Annotated in this window: 18 protein-coding genes; 12 read left to right on the top strand and 6 right to left on the bottom strand. The window is 49.4% G+C overall.

The features are described 5' to 3' along the window. Window positions 1–2: 2 nt before the first annotated feature. From MKX42_RS27570 to MKX42_RS27530, 9 genes are all read left to right on the top strand, one after another. Window positions 3–1,052, top strand: a complete 1,050-nt coding sequence (locus MKX42_RS27570) for a hypothetical protein (protein WP_340756175.1) — start codon at window positions 3–5, stop codon at window positions 1,050–1,052. Between the two features lie 11 nt (window positions 1,053–1,063). Beyond that, on the top strand, window positions 1,064–1,933 hold the full coding sequence (locus tag MKX42_RS27565; protein ID WP_340756173.1) for a hypothetical protein: 870 nt from the start codon (window positions 1,064–1,066) through the stop codon (window positions 1,931–1,933). Between the two features lie 100 nt (window positions 1,934–2,033). Then, on the top strand, window positions 2,034–2,243 hold the full coding sequence (locus tag MKX42_RS27560; protein WP_340756170.1) for a hypothetical protein: 210 nt from the start codon (window positions 2,034–2,036) through the stop codon (window positions 2,241–2,243). A 5-nt stretch (window positions 2,244–2,248) separates the two neighbouring features. Then, window positions 2,249–2,392 (top strand): hypothetical protein, encoded by a 144-nt coding sequence (locus MKX42_RS27555; protein WP_155991580.1) that lies wholly within the window; start codon window positions 2,249–2,251, stop codon window positions 2,390–2,392. 15 nt (window positions 2,393–2,407) lie between these two features. Next, entirely contained in the window at window positions 2,408–2,788 is a 381-nt protein-coding gene (locus tag MKX42_RS27550) for a hypothetical protein (RefSeq protein WP_340756168.1), read from the top strand. Between the two features lie 20 nt (window positions 2,789–2,808). Beyond that, window positions 2,809–3,306 (top strand): hypothetical protein, encoded by a 498-nt coding sequence (locus MKX42_RS27545; protein WP_340756166.1) that lies wholly within the window; start codon window positions 2,809–2,811, stop codon window positions 3,304–3,306. A 63-nt stretch (window positions 3,307–3,369) separates the two neighbouring features. Next, on the top strand, window positions 3,370–4,014 hold the full coding sequence (locus MKX42_RS27540) for a hypothetical protein (protein ID WP_340756165.1): 645 nt from the start codon (window positions 3,370–3,372) through the stop codon (window positions 4,012–4,014). Window positions 4,015–4,019: 5 nt separating this feature from the next. After that, window positions 4,020–6,296, top strand: coding sequence for a hypothetical protein (locus MKX42_RS27535; protein ID WP_340756163.1), 2,277 nt, complete (start codon window positions 4,020–4,022; stop codon window positions 6,294–6,296). Between the two features lie 862 nt (window positions 6,297–7,158). Then, entirely contained in the window at window positions 7,159–10,194 is a 3,036-nt protein-coding gene (locus MKX42_RS27530; RefSeq protein WP_340756161.1) for a hypothetical protein, read from the top strand. 81 nt (window positions 10,195–10,275) lie between these two features. Here the strand turns inward: MKX42_RS27530 and MKX42_RS27525 are convergent, their stop codons facing one another. Further along, the gene (locus MKX42_RS27525; protein ID WP_340756159.1) at window positions 10,276–10,920 is read right to left on the bottom strand and encodes a hypothetical protein; all 645 of its coding nucleotides are present in this window, start codon (window positions 10,918–10,920) and stop codon (window positions 10,276–10,278) included. A gap of 318 nt (window positions 10,921–11,238) precedes the next feature. On the opposite strand from MKX42_RS27525, the gene tkt reads away from it, so the two are divergent. The 3 genes from tkt to MKX42_RS27505 all read left to right on the top strand — a co-directional run bounded on the left by tkt (window position 11,239) and on the right by MKX42_RS27505 (window position 15,212). Beyond that, window positions 11,239–13,287, top strand: a complete 2,049-nt coding sequence (gene tkt, locus MKX42_RS27520) for a transketolase (RefSeq protein WP_036727551.1) — start codon at window positions 11,239–11,241, stop codon at window positions 13,285–13,287. Between the two features lie 135 nt (window positions 13,288–13,422). Next, complete coding sequence (gene ppnP, locus MKX42_RS27515) at window positions 13,423–13,740, top strand: pyrimidine/purine nucleoside phosphorylase (RefSeq protein ID WP_339222838.1); 318 nt, start codon at window positions 13,423–13,425, stop codon at window positions 13,738–13,740. A gap of 138 nt (window positions 13,741–13,878) precedes the next feature. Next, window positions 13,879–15,212, top strand: a protein-coding gene (locus MKX42_RS27505) for an IS3 family transposase (RefSeq protein ID WP_445669382.1) whose coding sequence is annotated in 2 segments (ribosomal slippage) — window positions 13,879–14,260 and window positions 14,260–15,212 — 1,335 coding nt in all. Because the reading frame shifts where the segments join, the coding sequence is not laid out codon by codon here. A 97-nt stretch (window positions 15,213–15,309) separates the two neighbouring features. Here the strand turns inward: MKX42_RS27505 and MKX42_RS27500 are convergent. The 5 genes from MKX42_RS27500 to MKX42_RS27480 all read right to left on the bottom strand — a co-directional run bounded on the left by MKX42_RS27500 (window position 15,310) and on the right by MKX42_RS27480 (window position 19,684). After that, complete coding sequence (locus tag MKX42_RS27500) at window positions 15,310–16,101, bottom strand: ABC transporter permease (RefSeq protein WP_340756156.1); 792 nt, start codon at window positions 16,099–16,101, stop codon at window positions 15,310–15,312. Window positions 16,102–16,110: 9 nt separating this feature from the next. Further along, window positions 16,111–16,941, bottom strand: a complete 831-nt coding sequence (locus MKX42_RS27495; protein WP_340756154.1) for an ABC transporter permease — start codon at window positions 16,939–16,941, stop codon at window positions 16,111–16,113. Between the two features lie 19 nt (window positions 16,942–16,960). Then, window positions 16,961–17,776, bottom strand: coding sequence for an ABC transporter ATP-binding protein (locus MKX42_RS27490; protein ID WP_340756152.1), 816 nt, complete (start codon window positions 17,774–17,776; stop codon window positions 16,961–16,963). A 442-nt stretch (window positions 17,777–18,218) separates the two neighbouring features. After that, window positions 18,219–18,710, bottom strand: a complete 492-nt coding sequence (locus tag MKX42_RS27485; RefSeq protein ID WP_340756150.1) for a GNAT family N-acetyltransferase — start codon at window positions 18,708–18,710, stop codon at window positions 18,219–18,221. 74 nt (window positions 18,711–18,784) lie between these two features. Continuing rightward, window positions 18,785–19,684, bottom strand: coding sequence for an NAD(P)-dependent oxidoreductase (locus tag MKX42_RS27480; protein ID WP_340757856.1), 900 nt, complete (start codon window positions 19,682–19,684; stop codon window positions 18,785–18,787). Window positions 19,685–19,787 lie beyond the last annotated feature (103 nt).

Below are 19,787 nucleotides of genomic sequence, written 5' to 3'. Positions count from 1 at the left end.
CTGTGGAGCTGTTGTTCTATATCATCCAGCTTGTGCTTCACCTGCTCGTTGCAGGCGGACTGTGGCTGCTGGTCAAGCCGTTGATTGAGCGGCATCTATGGCAGTGGGGGCAAAAGCTGGATCTGCGGATGAATCTGCGGATGAGCTTGTTCGGCAAGAAGGTCAGTAGCGCGAAGAGGAAAATGTGGCTGTACCGCCATCTGGATGATCTGCTGTATTTTGCCCATAAGCGATATGAGCCGGGCATCAGTGTGCTGCGCTTCGTCACCCGTTCAGGCATGCTGTTCCTCGGGGTATTCCTATCGAGTCTGCTGACTCTCAAAGAGCTGCCGGGGCAGATGAGCTTCAGCAATCCTTTTCTGGAAGGCATGGTGTTGAATGACGGTGCACCTATGGCGAATGCTTGGCGGCTTCCGCTGTTCCTGGCGGTTCTCTCCGCTTGTATTCCTTATCTTCGGATGAGATATACCTATGCCCAGCGCAAGGTGCGCGGGAGCTACGATCTGCTCGATGTGATCAAAATCGCCACCAAATTCACGCATTTGTCTGCGGATTCTATTTTGTCCAAGACTAGTGACTTGCTGCCGGTGGAGAATGTGCTGAAGACGCCCTTGAGGCTGCTGGGAACAGCGTTCGCCGGCTATAGCAATGAACGGGAGCTAAATGAGGAAGCGGGGCGTTTTGCCGGAGCGATTGGCACGACGTTTGCCGTAGAATTCGTATCAGACCTGCTCTATTGCGAGAAGGAGGGCACCCGTTATCTCAAAAGCTCATTCATGACGCTTAACCGCTCAATGGAGCAGCAACGGGAGACCATTCTGACGGTAAAGGCCAGCAGCAGGGATGCGATCAGCCTGGGGCTGTACGGTAATCTGATTGTGCTGGTGTCTTCTGTGGGAACGTTTATGTACATGCTGAAGCCGGATGTGTATTTCAAATTGCAGTTCGAAACAACGATTGGACTTACATTTATGATGGTGATCCTTACGGGCCTATTCATCTCGTTCATGATCAGTACCATCCTCGCCAGACCCAGACTGGACTACCATTAAGGTGATGAATGATGGATAGATTACTACTTTTGATAGCTGTAACAGGTATTGTGTATCTTGCGTTACTGGTCTTTGTCAGCAGCAGCAGCCGTCAGGAACGGTATGTGCTCCGTCTGGGCCAGCAGTGGAAGGTTTTTGGGGAACGTGTACAAAATGAGCGGCTGCAGCAATTGCTGGGCCAGAGCGGACTCTCTATATCCGCAGCCAAAATCACATTATTCCGATATTCGGCGGCCTTTCTCTATCTGCTGATTCAGGCAACGGGAGACTTCGTACGCTCAGAGAGAGTGTCCATATACGATCCTCTGATTGCTCTGCTGATTCTCGTGATTACCAGTCCACAGCGGGTGCTGCCGTTTGGCTGGGTGCTGAGCTGGCTGCATCAGAAGACACTGATTCAAAAAGACGGAGAGCTGATCTCCTTCATCCGCCTCTATGAGAACAACCGTCTACGTAAACGGGGATATGTGGAATTTGGCGCCTTCTGCGCCGGGACGGCCAACCATTTCAGTTACATCCGGCAGGATCTGTATGAGCTTTCGGAGCGGGCGGTGGATGAGGGGACGGAGCTGGCCATTGAATGGTTTTGCAGCAAATTCCCGGAGAACCATATGTTTATCAACGATATCCGCTCGATTCTGCTTGCGACAGAGGGGATGGATGATGACCATGAAGCAGCGAAGTATCTGCAGGAGCAGGGCAAAATTATTACCAAAATCTCAAGTGACCAATATCTGAAGAAGTGGTCCTTTATCGGGGACCTCTCCACGATCATCAATGTTGTTCCGTCAATTGCTACCTTTCTGATGATTGTGTCGCTGGCAATGCAGTACATTATGCTGATCAAAGGGAATTTTAACGGCGTAGGGATGTTCCAATGACCAGTTCAGGCAGGCTGGCAGCAAGAAAATGAACCAAATGAAAAATTTGTTATATTCAAGCAGCCATTAAAAATATAAAATCAAAAGGGAGATATTAACAATGAAAAAAGACGCTATTTCGACTGGTTTGTTTATCGCTATCGGGTTCCTGTGTGTGGCTATCGTAATTGCTGTATTGATTCCTGTGGTAAGGGACGTAATCGATAAAGCGGATGACAACAGACCTGAAATCCCGAAGGTTAGTCTGGTTCAGCCCGCAGATGCTGTGGAAGCGGCAATAACGTACACAATCGCTGGCCCTTTGGTTTAATAGAGATGAAGAAGGACTCGATTTCCGTCGCGCTGTTTCTGGCAATTGGCTTTGTGATTGCCGGGATTTTTATCGCTGGGGCTACAAGCATTATCGGCGGCAGCCAGGATGATATTATCACCCATGTCAAAGCTGTCGAGAAATATTAAAAGGAGGCGCTGCACTTGAAGGCAACCGTCCTCCGGGCCTTGTTCATGTGGCTGGTGCTATTTATTATCCTGCAGCCGATTTTTACGTACATCGATTATCTGCTCGATCTGCAGGTTAAGGCCAACACCTCGTATATTACACAAAAGGCGGCGACAGAAGGGATGGTCACTGCCTCTATGAAGGCTGAGGTTATTTCGAACCTGAAGGCTGTAGGATTTCCAGAAGGCTCGATTAAGATCACCAGCGGAACAGAAGTGATCCTTGAGCGTAAACAGCGGATTGATGTGTATGTGACCGCGCCGCGGGTAAACCTGTTCCCCTACAATTTCTCCGGCGTATCCCAGCCGTCACAGTACTATGGCCATGGCTCGATCATGAGCGAATATCTCGATTAATTAAGGGATGAAGCTAACCTATGGATTATATTATTAAGCTGGCCTTTGTCCTGTTGATCTTTATTTATTCCTGGTTTTTTCAGATTCAGAATCAGGAATGGGACACGGTGCGCAGCATGCTTAAGGATGCCAATAATATGGCCGTCCATGACGCATCACAGGAGTTGAACGAAGCAGCGAGGGCCCAAGGCCGTCTGGTTATTGATCCCGCTGAGGCTTATGCCACCTTCCGCCACACTCTGCAGAGTAATCTGGGACTGGATGACGGCTTATCCCCCTTAGTGGGGAGCCGGCTTCAGGCTCAAGTGAAGATCGTTAAGTTCGACGTCGTGGATGAATCTACGGGCGATACTTTCCCGCTGCTCTACGAGGACAGTACTTACGGTATCACCAAATACATACAAGGTCCTTCGGTTATCGCCGTGATTCAAACGCAGCACCCGGTGCTGATCTCCAGAAGCAAGGTTCAAGAGGCCATTACAGTACCGGCAGTTCAGGAATATAGAATGAACCGGTAAAAGCATCCGACTGATGCGGTTGATGAAGGTGCAAAACTATGAAAACTAAGGGAGAGGTTAATTATGACGAAGTTGAAGATTAGCAAGACAATGGCGGGGAGAACAGCAGTAAAAGCTTTTCTGGCAGTGGCCTTGTTGGCCGGTCCGGCAGTTGTTCCTGGGGGGGATGTTAGTGCTGCGGGGGTGAAGGCTACGGCGGCTCCAACTGCTCAGTCAACAGCACCAGTAATGAGGGATAATCTCTCGAAGTATGGATTAGTTAAGGATGTGGAGCTACCGGTTACGGTTACAGCTGGGGGATTGAGTTATACGTTGGAGAAGATAATGATTTATGATAAAAATTCCAAGGATGCTCAGTCTCTAATTAAAAAATACGGGTATACAGGTACAGGAAATTACTTTGTTTGGACCAAAATAACAATGGAAAACAAAGGGGAAACAGTAATTGAACAGACAGCAAACAGTCCCGATCCAAAATGGAGATTAGCTTTAACTGATGGTGGTATTCTTGCAGAAACTATGCCAAGAGTAAAGGTAAAGAAGAAAAACGACAAGGAAGCTATCTGGGATTGGAGCTTGAAACCTGGAGAAAAATTCACTACGTATCAAGGTCTAATGTATTCAGGAACGAAATTTGATCATTTTGTGATTTGGCTAAACGTCAAAGGGAGTAAAACAGAAAAATTTATTGTGAATCGTGAGGAGTAAGAGAAATGAAAAATAAGATTGGTCTGATTCTACTAATCTTCACTCTTATCATTTCATTCTTGACCTTTGCTGACGCACAAGCAGCTAGTACAAAGACAGCTTCAGTAAGTATACCAGTTACAAACGGATTGACTGGATCAAATAATAGTGCAAAAAGCTTTTATTTAGACCTGCCAAGTGGCGTGAATGCTTCTTCGATATCAACAAGCAGTTTGAAGTACAGCGGAAATAACGAAGTAGTAAGCTTAGCTATCGAAAACGGCCTAATAAAAGCTACCCTAAAGGGAAAGAGTATTACAGAAACCATAAGCAACGTACAGGGTTTTGATGGAACTTTTCAACAACCTTTTAGTACGACCCCAGGAAATTCTATTTGGCTATATTCAGATGGGCGACGGTGGCAGATTAATGACTACGTTGCAGTAACGGATACATTGAAATCCTATGACTTAAATGCAGATGATGGGAAAACGCCATCTGAAAATCCACCTAGAATATTGGTTACAACCAAGTCTAATTTGACAACAAGTGGGCTGAAATGGTTTAACAATTCATCGAATTTAGTAATTGATTCAGGAGCAATTATTCAGTCATCAGTTAAAGTTTTGGAGTTTTCTAGCAAAGATATAAAGAAAACTCCAAACATAACCAAAGTATATTTTAAAGACCAACGGATACTCCTTGATTATTACATTCCGGAATCTCAAAAAGGTCTTTTAGATACTATTTATCGTGCTGAGCCTGATGATGGTCACCACGATCTTTCCGGACATGCGGAAGGTCGGCGGTATCAAGTGACCGGCTATTATTATTATCTGGCAGACGCCAAGGTAACCTCATATAGTTATTCTGGATCGGTCTCCTTCGATTACTCGCCACCTACCGAACCCACCCTAGACGGCGGAGTAAGCATCCTCAAGCCTTCCCCGAATCCGGCGAAGTTTGAGGGGAAGGACACTGAGGTATCCTTGAGAGTCAAGGGAGACCTTTTGGCTTACAATAATTCATCTAACATCGAGGAATGGATATTTTATGCCAAGGAGACTGGCTCTAATGATGTGAAGACAAAGAAAGATTACAGCAAGGTTCAGAACAGCACACAGACCTTCGATAACTTTGTCATCCCGAAGAGCAGGGGCAGCAATGTAAAGCAGGAGTACACTCTCACGGTGACCGTGCGCTTCACCAAGCCGATAGTATCGTCAGGGGGGAGCATATCCTCTCTGTCCAAAACAATGAAGGCAACCGTAGAAGTCTCAGATTCTCCTATCCCTACAACACCACCGCCAGCCAATAACAATAAACCGCCTAAAGCTGTACTCGATGTGTCTGAAGAGGTCATGGCAGGGGAAGAAACCTTGATCTATGGTAAAGATTCATATGATCCAGACGGAACAATTGTAGATTATAAGTACAATACACCTGGGGCTGTGGAGCCGGTTAGTGGTCCCTTCGGCTGGACTTGGTATCCGCTAAGTGCTCTCGGCCAGCATTCCGTGCGCCTAACCGTAACTGATAACGGAGGATTGACCGGATCAACCAGCGCCAAAATTAATGTCATCCAGCCCATTCCTAAAGCCGTTATTGATGTAAAGGGGACAAAAAAAGAAAACAGGAAAGTAACACTATTGAGTAAGAGCCGAAGCCCGGAGCATTACCCTATTGATGAGACCAAGACACAGTGGACGATTTCACCTGTTTCCGGCGGTACTGCCGCAGATATTAAATACTTGGGAAATCTCTCAGGGATGAACTCCAAAGATGTATTGTTTAAGAAACCTGGGACATACAAGGCGACCCTTACAGTAACGAACACTGCCGGGTTTGGCGACTCTACAAGCATGACCTTTGAGATTGTTGCCGATGAACCGCCTGTTGTTTATATCTCGGTTCCCAATAAGATTTATCGAGATCCCACTCAGGGCAATATAGTCAGCGCTGCGCTTACGGATATGTCCTTCTCACCGGATTATGATTTTCTGGATCGCCGTATTTGGGAGTACAGATACGATTCTAATAACGACGGAAATTTTGCGGATGAAGCTTGGGTGATATTCAGCAATGAGAACAAAACAGCCTTTAATTTGCAGTTGAGCAGTGTGGGGAGATATGAAGTGCGCCTTACAGTAAGCGAAGAGTTCGATCAGCCCACTATAGAAGAATTTATTACTCCAGCCGACCGGAAATCTAGAGACTCCTATAGCAGTGCACCGCCGCAGCCGATAGCTGAAAGAGTCATTGAGGTGTACAACCGTGCTCCGGTAGTAGATTGGTCATGGTAGAAGAGAGGATAACCGCATGAAAAGTCTGAGTCTGATAAAGCGAATTACGATATTAATCTTAATTATCACTATGCTCCCCTGGTTTTCTTGGATGGGGATTAATACTGAACAGGCAGAGGCTGCAGGAGAGATTATTGAATTTAATGATGTACATATTCCGGCAAGGCAGTTAAAAGCCTCACGCCCTCCATCATTTGAGGGAGACAGAGACTGGTATGCATCTTCGATGACAGTTGATATACCGGCTATTGACTTAACAGGTATGACATTCAATAAAATCACTGGGGTACTTCACATTAACATGAGCAATCTTCAAACTCCAACATTATGGAGTCTTACGCGTGAACAAATACCCTTTTACCCCAAAGAACAAGATCGAGAATCGAGATGGAAGCATGGTCTTACCACCGGATTTTCTACCAGCACGACAGTAGGTTATCCAGATGGTAGCAGGGGTTCCATAGCATCAGCAGGAGAAGGTTCTTTTCTTAATAGTGAAAATAACCCACCTTATTTTGACTCGACCCGGTATACTACTCCGGGGTTATATGAAAACCGGATTTACTTTGATGATTATTATTATTCAAGATATGATGAATTACCTAGCTCATTTTCAGTCTACTTGACTCCAGGAAAGACGCCTAATTCTATTCAGTTTTTGCAATCGTTCTCTGAATTTTACTGGGTAGCAGACGTATTGAAAGATCCAGGCACATATCAATATTTCCACACTTATACTGTTAGTGATGAACGAGTCTTTCCGTTATCGACCAACAAGAAACCTAATCTAACCTTAACCTCTCAGCCAGGACAGAATATTATCAATGACACTGGCTTGAGTACATATAATCTTGAAGGATACGTGCAAGACCCGGATAACGACACGGTGGATGTCATTGCCGAGATCCCGAACGTGTTCTACAAGAAAATCACCGTACCTAATACGGGCTCAGCGAAAAATTTCACCATTCCCATCGATGTTTTAAATGAGGGAATCCCGCCTGGGTGGTACAACGTCAATGTGAAGGTAGTAGATCCGTTCAACCTGAAGGCAGAAGCCTCCACTGCCTTTAGTGTGACCAACCGGCTGAGGAACAAAGCCTTCTTCCTTATTAATAGCCCGATTGATATCAGCACAACGTATACCGATTATGAAAATGACGGCAAATATGCAGAGCGGTACCGCTATGATCAGGACCCGGCTATTTTTGATAACTCTATGGGGATGATCTGGGACAGCGGGTTGTGGCGGGATAGCAAGTATCCGTCATTTCCCTTCAGCGGCGCTTACACAGCTACCTTTCAAGCGAAGGATAATCCGAAGGGTGATGACCGGTTTGATAATTACCGTATGTGGAGCCGCGATAACTTATCCAGCATGACATTTATGATCCACCGGAAGCCGGTTGCCTTATTCTCAGCGAAGCTGATCGGCGGTACGCTGCATCTTACAGACAGCTCTTATGATCTGGACCATATGTCGAGTCCCACTAAGGGGCTGGTGACCTGGCAATGGCAATGGCGCAAGGTGGGGAATGAAGTGTGGACCGAGGGACAGCCACCTGCACAGCTTCCATCGGGCGAAGCCCATGAGATCCGGCTGCGTGTGCGGGACATAGATGGTCCTAGCGGCTTCGGGGTGTGGAGTGATTGGATGCAGCAGAGTGTGGGCAGTGCGGCCAACCTGCCGCCGGTCGCTCTATTCACAGTGAGTCCGACTAATGTCTCTTACCGTAAGGCAACCACTGTTATGGATAAGTCCTTTGACCCGGATAATGATCTGCTCGATGTGTATTCCTGGACGGTTATAAAAGACGGCTGGCAGCAGGTATGGAGTCATTGGGGCAGCGCAGCGGTACCTCCTAATATCGCGGCCTTCGGCGTGGGATCTTACCAGCTTAATCTGCAGGTTCACGATAACCGCGGACTCTGGTCGAATGTGTACAGCCAGACCGTGCAGGTCATTAATCATCCGCCTGCGGCCAGCTTTACAATGCCTAATGAGGTCTACCGGGATACGGTTATCAGCTTAAATAACTTGACCCCCGATCCGGATGAAGACGGAGATAACCTGCAATATGGCTGGTATACCAAGCTTAATAATGATCCCTATTACTGGCGGGGGAGCAACCGGAATCAGGTATTCAGGGTGCAGGACGTACTCAATGATTATGGGATTTCTGCGCAAAAAGCCATCTCTGACGGCTGGGAAATGCGGCTCAATGTGACAGATGGAAGCCTCTATTCCTATGCCACCCAGATGTTCAGCGTCAAAAACCATGTCCCGACAGCCGCAATCAACGGTCCGGCAGCGGTCAATCAATACGATACCCATACCTTCACTTCCTCCGATGTGGATGAAGATATAGCCGATCAGAGCAGCTTGAAGTATTACTGGCGGGTAACGGGAAGCGATCATAAGATCACACTTTTCCAGACTCCGAGTATCTCTCTTACCTTCGACGAATTGGGAACCAGTACGCTGGAGCACTGGGCCGTGGACCAGATTGGCGACAAGTCGAACATAGCTACACTTAAGGTGGCGGCTAAAGAAAACTTGGCTCCGAACATGACCCTTACGTATCCTGCTGGGACGGTGAACAACCCTACGATTATCGATGCCGAAAAAGAAGGAGATCCGCTGATCAAGTGGACCTACTCCGACCCGGAGAATGATCCGCAGGAGAGCTACCGGCTGGAGTTCTTTACGAAGGACGGGCTGCTAGCCAAAACTGTAGAGAACGCCGACAGTACGGGATCAGTACGCCAGTATCAATTGCCGGATCAATCGCTGGACCGATTCCTGCTCTATACGGTTCAGGGACGGGCATTCTCCAAACGGAAATGGTCTGAAATCTCCAACGAAAAAGCCTTTATCATCGACAATCCGCCCAAGCCGGGATTCACCCTCATTACGGATACCGGAAAAGATGCGACAAAGGTACCGATCTACCGGACGGATGTTCTGAACATCCAAAGCACAGCAACGGACACAGATATTCCGAAGGGGGACACCATCAGCCACCAGTACTATTTGAAGCCGGCAGTTGGAACGGAGGCGCTCTTTAACACACAAAGCAATTTCACCAAGCAGTTCACTTCTAACGGAACCTTCGCTCTGCGGCAGGTTGTCACAGATTCATTGGGGCTGTACCGGGAACTTATTCACAATATTACGGTAGTAAACCGGCTCCCTGTGGTCAACATCACTTACCCGAGTAGTATGGTGTACACTAGTCCGACTATTGTGAGCACCCTTACGCCAGTCATCAAATGGGATTATCAAGACGAAGACGGCGATCAGCAGCAACGCTTCAAGGTTCGGATCATCGATCTGACGAGTGGCAAGATTATCGGCTCAGGCGAACAGTATTCAAGCAATAAGCAGTGGCAGGTGCAGGCTGGCAGACTCGTGGAGAACGTGAGGTATGGTGTAGAAGTGGAAGCCTATGACGGCTTTGAATGGAGTAAAATCTCCCCTAAGAAATTCATGATGGTTAACCTGCTTAGCATCAAGGGGGCTGTCCAGCATACAGAGGAGTGGAACGGCAACCGGCAGGCATACAATATGAAGCAAAGCGGCTCGACTGAAAGTCCGCGGGGGTATTATGTCTATTGGGCTGGCGAGAAATTCGTGCTGCAGGGGACAGCTACCGGACTACCGGATACTGTGCAAGTCACAATGACTGGAGGATACAAGGCTGCACTGAGTCCGGCCGGGAGCGATAAGACCTTGTGGACAGGTGAGCTGGCCGACCCATCGTTTGATCAGCTGCCGGATGGTCCGGTTACTTTTACCTTCACCGCTACCAATGAGTATCAGACCAAGGTGGATACGGTGACGGTAACGATTCTCGGAGATTGGACAGAATATTATCAGAGCCATCGTGTAAAATAACGAGGGATGCAAACCTTGTGCCTTATGCTTCTGCCATAATTTTATATTTTACCCGGCATTAAGAGAGCGGAGGGTAATCGTTCAAACGATTCCCTCGGCCGGCTCTTCATGCAGCCGCAGTCTTGTGGCTGTATAATCTGCCGGATTAGTAGCTTGGGGGTTATGTAGACTGGAACCTCGGAGGGGCGCAGAATGACTCCGGTGCATATAGTAGGAGAGTTTGCCGCTGAATATTTTGTGGGCGCATAGAGATAAAGCGAAATCCTCCGGAGTTACGAAGCAGGAGGGCTTGGCTACCGGATGAACAGTAGTTTCCTCCAATACAGAGGCGACGAACTGGGAGCAGAAGTAGGCGTTCTCCCGGTCAATCCGGACGTTTAACAGCACCCCGACCAGACCGAGCAGATGATATTTATAACGCTCCTGATTCTGCATCATGCCCTGAACATGATTGTACATGGTATCATATTCGTCCGCACTGACTCTGAGCTGGTAGATGGCACAGTCTGCACTGCTGTAGAACGGGTGAATGAAGTTCTCATGAATAAGTCCGGCGATGAACGGGTTGTACACTTTTTTCCGGCCGAAGCTGTAGACCTCACGCAGCTCACTGTCAAAAGCAATCGAGGCATGATTCAGCTCTGCTTTGGTGAACCATTTAATAATTCCGCTGAAGGCCGTGCCTGTTCCGGTCAGTACAATATAAATATCTCTGTTTGCAGTCATCTTCTGAATTCCTTTCTGCTGGAAGTTATGGATAATCCGGCTAAAATTCCGCTGAGGTACTTCCATCTTACTGTATAAATCCGCTTTGTAAAACAAACTTTAGTCTTAATTAGAAACTAGACTTAAGGCTAAGTTTCTGGATTCCCATCCGTATCTCTAAAAAGAACCTCCTGAAGCACCGTGAATCTGGCACGGGCGTGTATAGACCCGGCAGAAGCCGCTAAATATAAGCTACGGCAAAAACAATTGGAAATGCTTCCACTTCCGTGATACAATAATAGTCAAAATGACATTCTTGATTCGAGGAGGATTATTGTAATGACTGAACAAGCAAAAGATCAAGCCATTCATAAAGAAGAAAACTCAACGGTGGACAACCTGGCCATCACTACGATCCGTACACTTGCCATTGATGCCATTGAAAAAGCAAATTCAGGACATCCGGGTATGCCGATGGGCTCCGCACCTATGGGGTACCAATTGTTCGCCAAGACGATGAATCATAACCCGGATCACCCGACTTGGGTCAACCGTGACCGCTTTGTGTTGTCTGCGGGACATGGCTCCATGCTCCTCTACAGCCTGCTGCACCTCAGCGGCTATGATCTGCCTATGGAAGAATTGAAGCAGTTCCGCCAATGGGGCAGCTTAACTCCGGGACATCCGGAAGTCGGACACACTGCCGGTGTAGATGCGACAACCGGTCCGCTTGGACAAGGTATCGGTATGGCTGTAGGTATGGCAATGGCTGAAGCGCAGCTGGGTGCTACTTACAATAAAGATGAACATAACGTGATTGACCATTATACGTACGCCATCTGCGGCGACGGCGATTTGATGGAAGGGATCTCTTCCGAGTCTGCTTCACTTGCCGGACACCTGAAGCTGGGCAAGCTGATTGTAATGTATGATTCGAATGATATCTCCCTCGACGGCAAGCTGAACCTTGCATTCTCCGAGAATGTTGCTAAGCGTTTTGAAGCTTACGGCTGGCAGGTTCTGCGCGTAGAAGACGGTAACGATCTTCCTGCACTGGCTAAGGCTCTTGAAGAGGCTCAAGCAGACAGCAGCAAACCGACACTGATCGAAGTGAAGACTGTCATCGGCTACGGCAGCCCGAACAAGCAAGGTAAAGGCGGCCACGGCGGTACTCACGGCTCCCCGCTGGGTGCTGATGAAACGAAGCTGACGAAGGAATACTACAAATGGGTATATGAAGAAGATTTCTATGTACCGGATGAAGTCCGCGCCAGCTTCGCTGAAGTGAAGGCCAAAGGGATCGCCGCTAACAAAGCATGGGACGAGAAATTTGCAGCCTACAAAAAAGCATATCCTGAGCTTGCTGCACAGCTCGAAACTGCACTAAGCGGTGAGCTTCCTGCAGGCTGGGATGCTAATCTGCCCTTCTACAAAGCAGAAGACAAAGCTGTATCTACCCGTGTGGCTTCCGGTAATGCACTGAACGGATTGACTGGCGGTATCCCGCAGCTGGTTGGGGGTTCTGCCGATCTGGAGAGCTCGACCATGACGCACTTGAACGGTCTGTCCCAATTCACCTCCGAATCCTATGACGGCCGTAACATCTACTTCGGCGTACGTGAATTCGGTATGGCTGCAGCCATGAACGGGATTGCACTGCACACCGGTCTTAAGGTATTCGGCGGTACGTTCTTCGTTTTCACAGATTACCTGCGTCCGGCTGTCCGTCTGGCTTCCATTATGAAGCTGCCGGTAACCTATGTGCTTACTCATGACAGTATTGCTGTCGGTGAAGACGGTCCTACCCATGAGCCGATTGAACAGCTTGCTTCCCTGCGTATCATTCCAGGTCTGACGGTCATTCGTCCGGCTGACGCCAACGAAACCTCTGCAGCTTGGGCTTACGCTATGGAGAACACCGCCAATCCGGTAGCACTGGTACTGACCCGTCAGAACCTGCCGATCCTGGCTGGAACTGTAGACGGTGTGCGCGATAACATCAAACGCGGCGGATATGTGGTATCTGATTCCAAGAACGGCACTCCGCAGGCACAGATCATTGCTACAGGCTCTGAAGTACAGCTGGCGGTTAAGGCTCAGGCTGCACTTGCCGAAGAAGGCATTGATGTTCGTGTTATCAGCTTGCCGAGCTGGGATCTGTTCGAGAAGCAGGATAAAGCGTACCGCGATTCCGTTATCCTGCCTGAAGTGAAAGCCCGTCTGGCCATCGAAATGGCACAAACCTTCGGCTGGGAACGTTATACAGGCGATCAGGGCGACATTCTGGGAATCACTACCTTCGGCGCTTCCGCCCCTGGCGACACTGTAATCAGAGAATACGGATTCACTGTAGAAAATGTAGTCAGCCGCGTAAAAGCGCTGCTATAATAAACGGATCTAACAAGTGGAAACGGCTTTGCCGTCCTTTCAAAAGGACGGTACCGTTTCAGCGAGAAATATAAGGATAATTTATCGTGTGAAACCTATAAATTCTTATATTTGAACAAAGGGGAGAATAAGCATATGAGTCAGTTCACCAACGCGACAATTCAAAAAGCAGCCAATATTTATTACGACGGAAAAGTGACCAGCCGTACAGTTACTCTGGAAGACGGCACTAAGGTGACACTTGGCATTATGCTGCCTGGCGTATACGAATTCGGCACCGATGGGCCCGAGACGATGGAGATTCTCTCCGGTAATCTTAAGGTGCTGCTTCCCGGCACTGAAGTGTGGAAGGACATTGACGGAGCGGAGACCTTCCATGTTCCCGGCAACTCTAAATTTGCCCTGGAAGTATTCGCATTAACTGATTATTGCTGTTCTTACCCGATTGTGTAAAAGAAAGTGGTAGAAAAAAAGCACCCCTGGAAGATGAACTGAACTGTGACCCACAAGAAAGACACTTTGAAAAAAGTGACCTTCTTGTGGGTCTTTTGTGTTTTAATCAGAATATTGGAAAAGGAGCGGGATAAGGCTGTGGGAAACTTAAATCGAACCCTATTTACGGAAGATAGCATCAGAAGATTAGAGAAGAATCCAAATGTTCAGCGAGTATCCGAGACGAATATTTCGTATACTGCTGAGTTTAAGTTGTCGGCAGTGAAGGCCTACAACGAGGGGACACCCCCGTCAGAAATATTTCTTAGGGCGGGCTTTGACCTGGATCTCATCGGTTCTAAAAAACCAAAGCATAGTTTGAAACGCTGGAGAGATAGCTTTGCTAAATATGGTGAACTTGGACTACTGGAAGAACGGCGTGGCAAAGGCAGCGCTGGGCGAAAGCCTGCAAGTCCCTTGTCTGCTGACGAAGAACTGAAGCGCGCAAAGGCGAAGATCAAATTACTAGAAGCTGAGGTCGACTTTCTAAAAAAGCTCGAAGCGCTCGAACGGAACAAAGGAAGACCTTAACCCCTTCGGAGCGCTACGAGATCATTTATCACACCCTGAGAGCCCATGGACTCAACCGCATGACGCGTTATCTCTGTGAAGTCGCCGCCGTGAGCACCAGTGGCTATTACAGATGGCTGGGCTCCGAGCAAAGACGCCAACTTCGTACAGCCGACGACGAGCGTGACCTTGTTCTCATTAAGCAACACTTCGACGCCTTACAAGGAAGAGCTGGCGCTTTGGTGATTAAGATGCGTTTGGAGCATCTCAGCGGGGTCACCATGAACCACAAGAAGATTCGCCGATTAATGCGTAAGTTTAACCTTGTCGCGGCCATACGGCAAGCGAACCCGTACCGTAAGATGGCAAAGGCTACGCAGGAGCATCAGACCTGTGCCAATTTACTGAAACGCCAATTTGACCAGAAAGAGCCGGAGAAAGTCTTTCTAACCGATATCACGTACCTGCGGTACGGAAACGGACAGTGGGCTTATCTATCGTGCGTAAAAGATGGAGCAACAAGACAAATTCTTGCCGACTGTGTAGCAGGGACACTAGAGTTACCACTCGTTGAAAAGACCATTCGGCGCCTGCTGGAACGGCTGGATGGAAACCTTCATCCAGAAGCCATTTTCCACTCCGATCAGGGCATGCACTACACGCATCCTAAAACTCGTCTCCAAATGGAGCAGGCAGGTTTTCAACAGTCCATGTCCCGTAAAGGGAACTGTTGGGACAATGCATCAATGGAGTCATTCTTTGGGCACATGAAAGATGAAATGAGCGTTCGAGATTGTCAGAATCTTACGGAAGTCAGGGCTCGTGTTTCGGAATATATTGCCTACTATAACTCCGAGCGATACCAATGGACATTAAAAAAGATGACTCCTGACGAATTCAGAAGTCATCTCCTTGCGAGCTAGCTCTAGGGTATTTCTTTTAAACCGTCCTCAAATTGGGTCACAGTTCAGATTCATGGTCCCGGGGTGCTTTTTTTTGTGTTGTCAGCTTCAGCGGAGCTCAGCTCCCCGTGCTTTTGTAATGCCTCACGCCTATGCGCCATACCAGCAGAGACACTCCGAGGAAGGCAGCTCCAGAGGGAAGCGAGAGGAAGCCCAGCCAGCGGGGATAATCCCAGCCGCAGACGGTGGCCGCCGGATAGAAGCTGATGAACAGCATTGGGAGCACAAAGCTGAACACGGATTTTAGCATTCGCGGCAAATAGGGCTCTGGGCAGCGGGTAATCTGGTAGCTGGCGTTGGTCAGCAGAAAGATCCAGTCCAGCCCTTTGATAGTGAAAAAAGCAAGACCTGAGGTTAGCACGAACACTCCGCAGTACATCAGACAGCCTCCGGCCAGCGCCATCGCCAGAACGCCGAGTCTGCCGGGCGTCAAGGGAACGCCGAGCTGTCCCAGCGCCCAGCCCGCAGCACAGATCCCTGTAAACGGCCGGACCAGCCGGTGCAGATGGAATCTGGAAGCGGCGACCTGCACGAACAGGGACCGCGGGCGGAGCAGCAGCCGGTCGAAATCGCCGGAGCGCAGCAGATGCCACGGGAAATAATCAAAGCCGCGGCATACGCTCTCGGCAAGTCCGAAGGAAGCCACCGCCAGCGAGTACACCAGAATGATATGGGCGACGGTCCATTCGCCGATATTGCCAAAGCGGGAGAACAGCAGGACGGTGGCTATGGGATCGGAGATCACCACAGTAAGCACCTGAATCAGCATCAGCCACCAGCCCTTATATTCCATGCCGGACAGCAGATGCATCCGCAAGTATTTGCAATAAATTTTACCTTCAGCAAGCATACGTTACTCTCACCCTCCCTGGACGATAATGCTGTGTAATCTGCGTTTCATGATCATCCGGCCCGCCGCGATAAAGATAAGGCTCCAGAGGAGCTGTAAGCCGATGCCGGGCAATGCGGCGGCAGGAGCCACGCTGCCTATATATAGCTGCAGAGGGATGTCGGCGAATCCGCCAAACGGCTGCAGGTACAGGAAGGTCTGCATGAAATCAGGCCAGAGCCGCAGGGGGAGGTAGGTGCCGGACAATATGCCGCTTAGCAGTAGAAGCATATAGGTCGGTCCGTCCCCCCAAGTGATATTCAGCCGGATCGCAGTCACAAGCATAGCGAAGGCCGAGCACAGCACAAACGCCATACCCACCGACAGAAGGAAATAGAATAGTGCAGGCAATGAGGCAGGGCCCCCTAGGGCATACCCGGCAGGCATCAGGAGCCCGGCGAGTACGGTGGCCAGCCCCCTGATCCAACTGGTGCCGAGCTTGCCGGCCGAGCTTTTGACAAACCAGTGGGTGTACAGGTTCAGGGGCCGGCACAGCTCGATACCGACGTCACCGTTGTTGATTTTGCTCATAATTTCGCTGTCGATGTTCATACTCTGGAGTACAAACAGCCCCTGAGCCAGCCAAACATAGGATATGGCCTGAGGGAGGCTGAGTCCGTTATTGTTCCAGGAGCCATTCTCGCTGTATGTATAGAACACGGTGAACAGCACACATTCTATAAGCGCCCAAAACACACCGACCATCGTGCCAGATATGGCGGACACCCGGTACTGGAGCCCTTCTGCCATGCGGATTCGGAAGAGGGAGCTGCAGGCCCGCCATGTAGTTCTAAAATTCATTGTGCACCTCCTGATAGTCTTAACCCAAAGCTAAGTCATTGTACATAGCCGCAATCATCGCATCCGTGTTCACTTTCATGACGACCTCTGGCGCATATTTCTGCTGCAGGCCTGAGAGCTGTCCGTCATAGAGCAGTTGGCCGTGCCCAATCACCATAACCCGCTGGCATAATGCTTCAATATCGTCCATATCATGAGTGGTCAGCAGCATCGTAATCCCATACTTTCGGTTCTCTTCCTTCAGAAAATTGCGCAGCGCCAGCTTAGATACCGCATCAAGTCCGATGGTTGGCTCATCCAGAAAGAGAAGCTTCGGCCGGTGCAGCAGCGCTGCCACCAGCTCACAGCGCATCCGCTGCCCGAGGGAAAGCTGTCTCACCGGGGTCCTTAAGAGCGCTTCCACACCAAGTGTTGCCGATAACTCGGATAGTCTTAATCGGTAGTCGCCTGGGGGGATCGCATAAATATCCTTCAGCACGTCAAAAGAGTCTGCCACCGGAACATCCCACCATAACTGTGAGCGCTGGCCAAACACGACGCCGATCCGGGATACATGCTCTACGCGGTGCTTCCATGGAATCTTGCCCAAGATGGTGCATTCTCCGCTGTCAGGTGTCAGAATGCCGCTCATTACCTTGACGGAGGTGGATTTGCCGGCGCCGTTCGGGCCAATGTAACCTACCAGTTCACCCTCCTCAATATCAAAGCTGATGCCGCCGAGCGCGTCCACCTGGGTAACATTCCGCATAAACGCTCCTCTCAGCAGTCCCCATTTCCCTTCGGGCCGTTTGTACACCTTGAAGCTTTTACGGATATCTCTCAGTCTAATTTGCATATCAGTCGCCTCCTTCGCGCAGAAGATCATATCATCAGGGAGGAGGGGGGGGGACAGCCGCGTCGGGCGCCTTCTGGATCCTTGCTGCCAGACTGACAGGGGGAGAATCATTTATTTTCTTCATTTTCCATAAAAATGCTTGTTATGTTGACATTTCTGTGCTATATTAATTTTATAGTTAACGCAAGGAAAACGTATGTTTTTTTGTACATATTCTGTAAAATAAACTTCTCGTACCGGTGATGAAATCACCGGTACTTTTGCGTTCTCACTCTTGACAAGAAGACCATGCTCGCATAGTAAAAGGGCGCAGCCGATACTGCCTGGCTGCGCCCTGATTACGAGTTACATATGCAGAATGTATGCGAAAACCCGAACACAATAGGCTGGGCGTCGGCACATGGTCCATTAGCATGATTCGCTCGGTAAAGTGATTCTGCTCTTAGCGGCCTGCCTCTGCCAGCGGACCTGTCCGCTCATATTCCCATATGCTCTCGCTGCTCCCCGCATCATAGATTTCTCCGGTACGGATGAAGCCGTGCTTCTCATAGAAGTGATGGTTCCGGACGGCCCACGAGGGAGTATCCAGCGTCCAGCGCTTGGCAGCAGGATACTGTACAAATAAGAAATGCAAAGCTTCATGCCCCAACCCTTGGTTCTGATATAAGGGATCGATAAAAATCCGGCCCAGATGACATTCCTCATCTGTGGGCGACGGGAAGATTATCAGCCCGCCGACAATTCCACCGTCTTTCAGAAGCTTGTAGTAATGGCCCTGCTGCATCTGTTCCGCCTGCCAAGACACCGAATCATAGCCCGGAGGGCCATCCTCCTCTTTATCCTGATAACGGCGGGCATCATCATCGAAGGTTCTTTTTTGTACATCCGCCAACATGGTCGCATCTTGTGGCCGGGCGAGTTCAAAGGTTAGCATTGAAGCTTCCTCCCCTGTTTACAATAGTGTGTGTAACACCATCTTAAACAGATTCTGGAAAATCCGCCGTTACATTAGTTACCTTCGCCGATCTTCCGGCCGATCCAGTCTTCGTAGGATTTGACCACCGCGGACAGGTCCTCGTCGCCGTAGCCGTGATTGAAGCCTGCCTGGAACATACTCTTGGCTACGCCGAGCATAGGGGAAGGGACGCCAGTGGAATCACTGAGCGAGGACGCCAGCTTGAGATCCTTGAGCATCAGGGCCAGGGAGAACTGGTTGCTGAAGTCGTTATCAATGATCTTCTGGCCCTTCAGCTCGGCCTGCTTGCTGCCTGCTGAGCCGTTCTTCACCAGCTCCAGGAACTTGTCTGCGGGTACTCCGGACTTCACAGCGATGGAGAAGCCCTCAGCAAGCGCGACATTGTGAATGCCGACCATGGCATTGTGAGCCAGCTTGGCTACGGCGCCGCTGCCGTTCGGACCCATATGCAGCAGCAGCCTGCCCATGGAGTCGAAGAGGTCACGGTGCTTCTCAATCACTTCGGCATGTCCGCCGACCATGAACACCAGTGTACCATCGATAGCTGCCGGCTTGCTGCCGGTTACAGGGGCATCAAGGAAGCTGCCGCCCCGCGCTTCAACTTCAGCGGCGATCTCTTTTGCAAGGCCGGGGGAGATGGTACTGGAATCAATCACAGTTGTTCCCGGCTGAAGGGTAGCGAGAATGCCATGGTCACCGTAGAAGACTTCACGGATCGAATCATCGTTGCTGATCATGGTAACAATAACATCCTTGCCTTCCGCTGCTGCCTGCGGAGTGGCGGCTGTCTTCGCGCCTTCCTGTTCCAGAGGTTTGCATTTCTCTGCTGTACGGTTGTACACCGTAACCTCAAAGCCGCTTCGCAGCAGGTTCGACGCCATAGGTGCTCCCATTGTTCCGAGTCCGATAAAGCCGATGTGCTTCATTTCAATTCCACCTTTGCTCTCCTGAGATCATATTTATAGAAACTAAGTTTGCCTTCATTCTATCAGAAGGTTACAGCTTGTTCCACAGAACAGGTATGCTTGTCTGCTT

Source organism: Paenibacillus sp. FSL R7-0204 (genome assembly GCF_038002225.1).
Lineage (GTDB): Bacteria > Bacillota > Bacilli > Paenibacillales > Paenibacillaceae > Paenibacillus_AQ.
Note: the sequence above shows the minus strand (reverse complement) of the source record. Positions and strands in the feature narration are given on the sequence as shown.

Coding starts and splice junctions, on each gene's coding strand:
- ppnP (WP_339222838.1), top strand. CDS start 13,423: ATGAGTCAGTTCACCAACGCGACAATTCAAAAAGCAGCCAATATTTAT.
- MKX42_RS27540 (WP_340756165.1), top strand. CDS start 3,370: ATGACGAAGTTGAAGATTAGCAAGACAATGGCGGGGAGAACAGCAGTA.
- MKX42_RS27555 (WP_155991580.1), top strand. CDS start 2,249: ATGAAGAAGGACTCGATTTCCGTCGCGCTGTTTCTGGCAATTGGCTTT.
- MKX42_RS27560 (WP_340756170.1), top strand. CDS start 2,034: ATGAAAAAAGACGCTATTTCGACTGGTTTGTTTATCGCTATCGGGTTC.
- MKX42_RS27490 (WP_340756152.1), bottom strand. CDS start 17,776: ATGCAAATTAGACTGAGAGATATCCGTAAAAGCTTCAAGGTGTACAAA.
- MKX42_RS27500 (WP_340756156.1), bottom strand. CDS start 16,101: ATGCTTGCTGAAGGTAAAATTTATTGCAAATACTTGCGGATGCATCTG.
- MKX42_RS27525 (WP_340756159.1), bottom strand. CDS start 10,920: ATGACTGCAAACAGAGATATTTATATTGTACTGACCGGAACAGGCACG.
- MKX42_RS27485 (WP_340756150.1), bottom strand. CDS start 18,710: ATGCTAACCTTTGAACTCGCCCGGCCACAAGATGCGACCATGTTGGCG.
- MKX42_RS27495 (WP_340756154.1), bottom strand. CDS start 16,941: ATGAATTTTAGAACTACATGGCGGGCCTGCAGCTCCCTCTTCCGAATC.
- MKX42_RS27545 (WP_340756166.1), top strand. CDS start 2,809: ATGGATTATATTATTAAGCTGGCCTTTGTCCTGTTGATCTTTATTTAT.
- MKX42_RS27535 (WP_340756163.1), top strand. CDS start 4,020: ATGAAAAATAAGATTGGTCTGATTCTACTAATCTTCACTCTTATCATT.
- tkt (WP_036727551.1), top strand. CDS start 11,239: ATGACTGAACAAGCAAAAGATCAAGCCATTCATAAAGAAGAAAACTCA.
- MKX42_RS27565 (WP_340756173.1), top strand. CDS start 1,064: ATGGATAGATTACTACTTTTGATAGCTGTAACAGGTATTGTGTATCTT.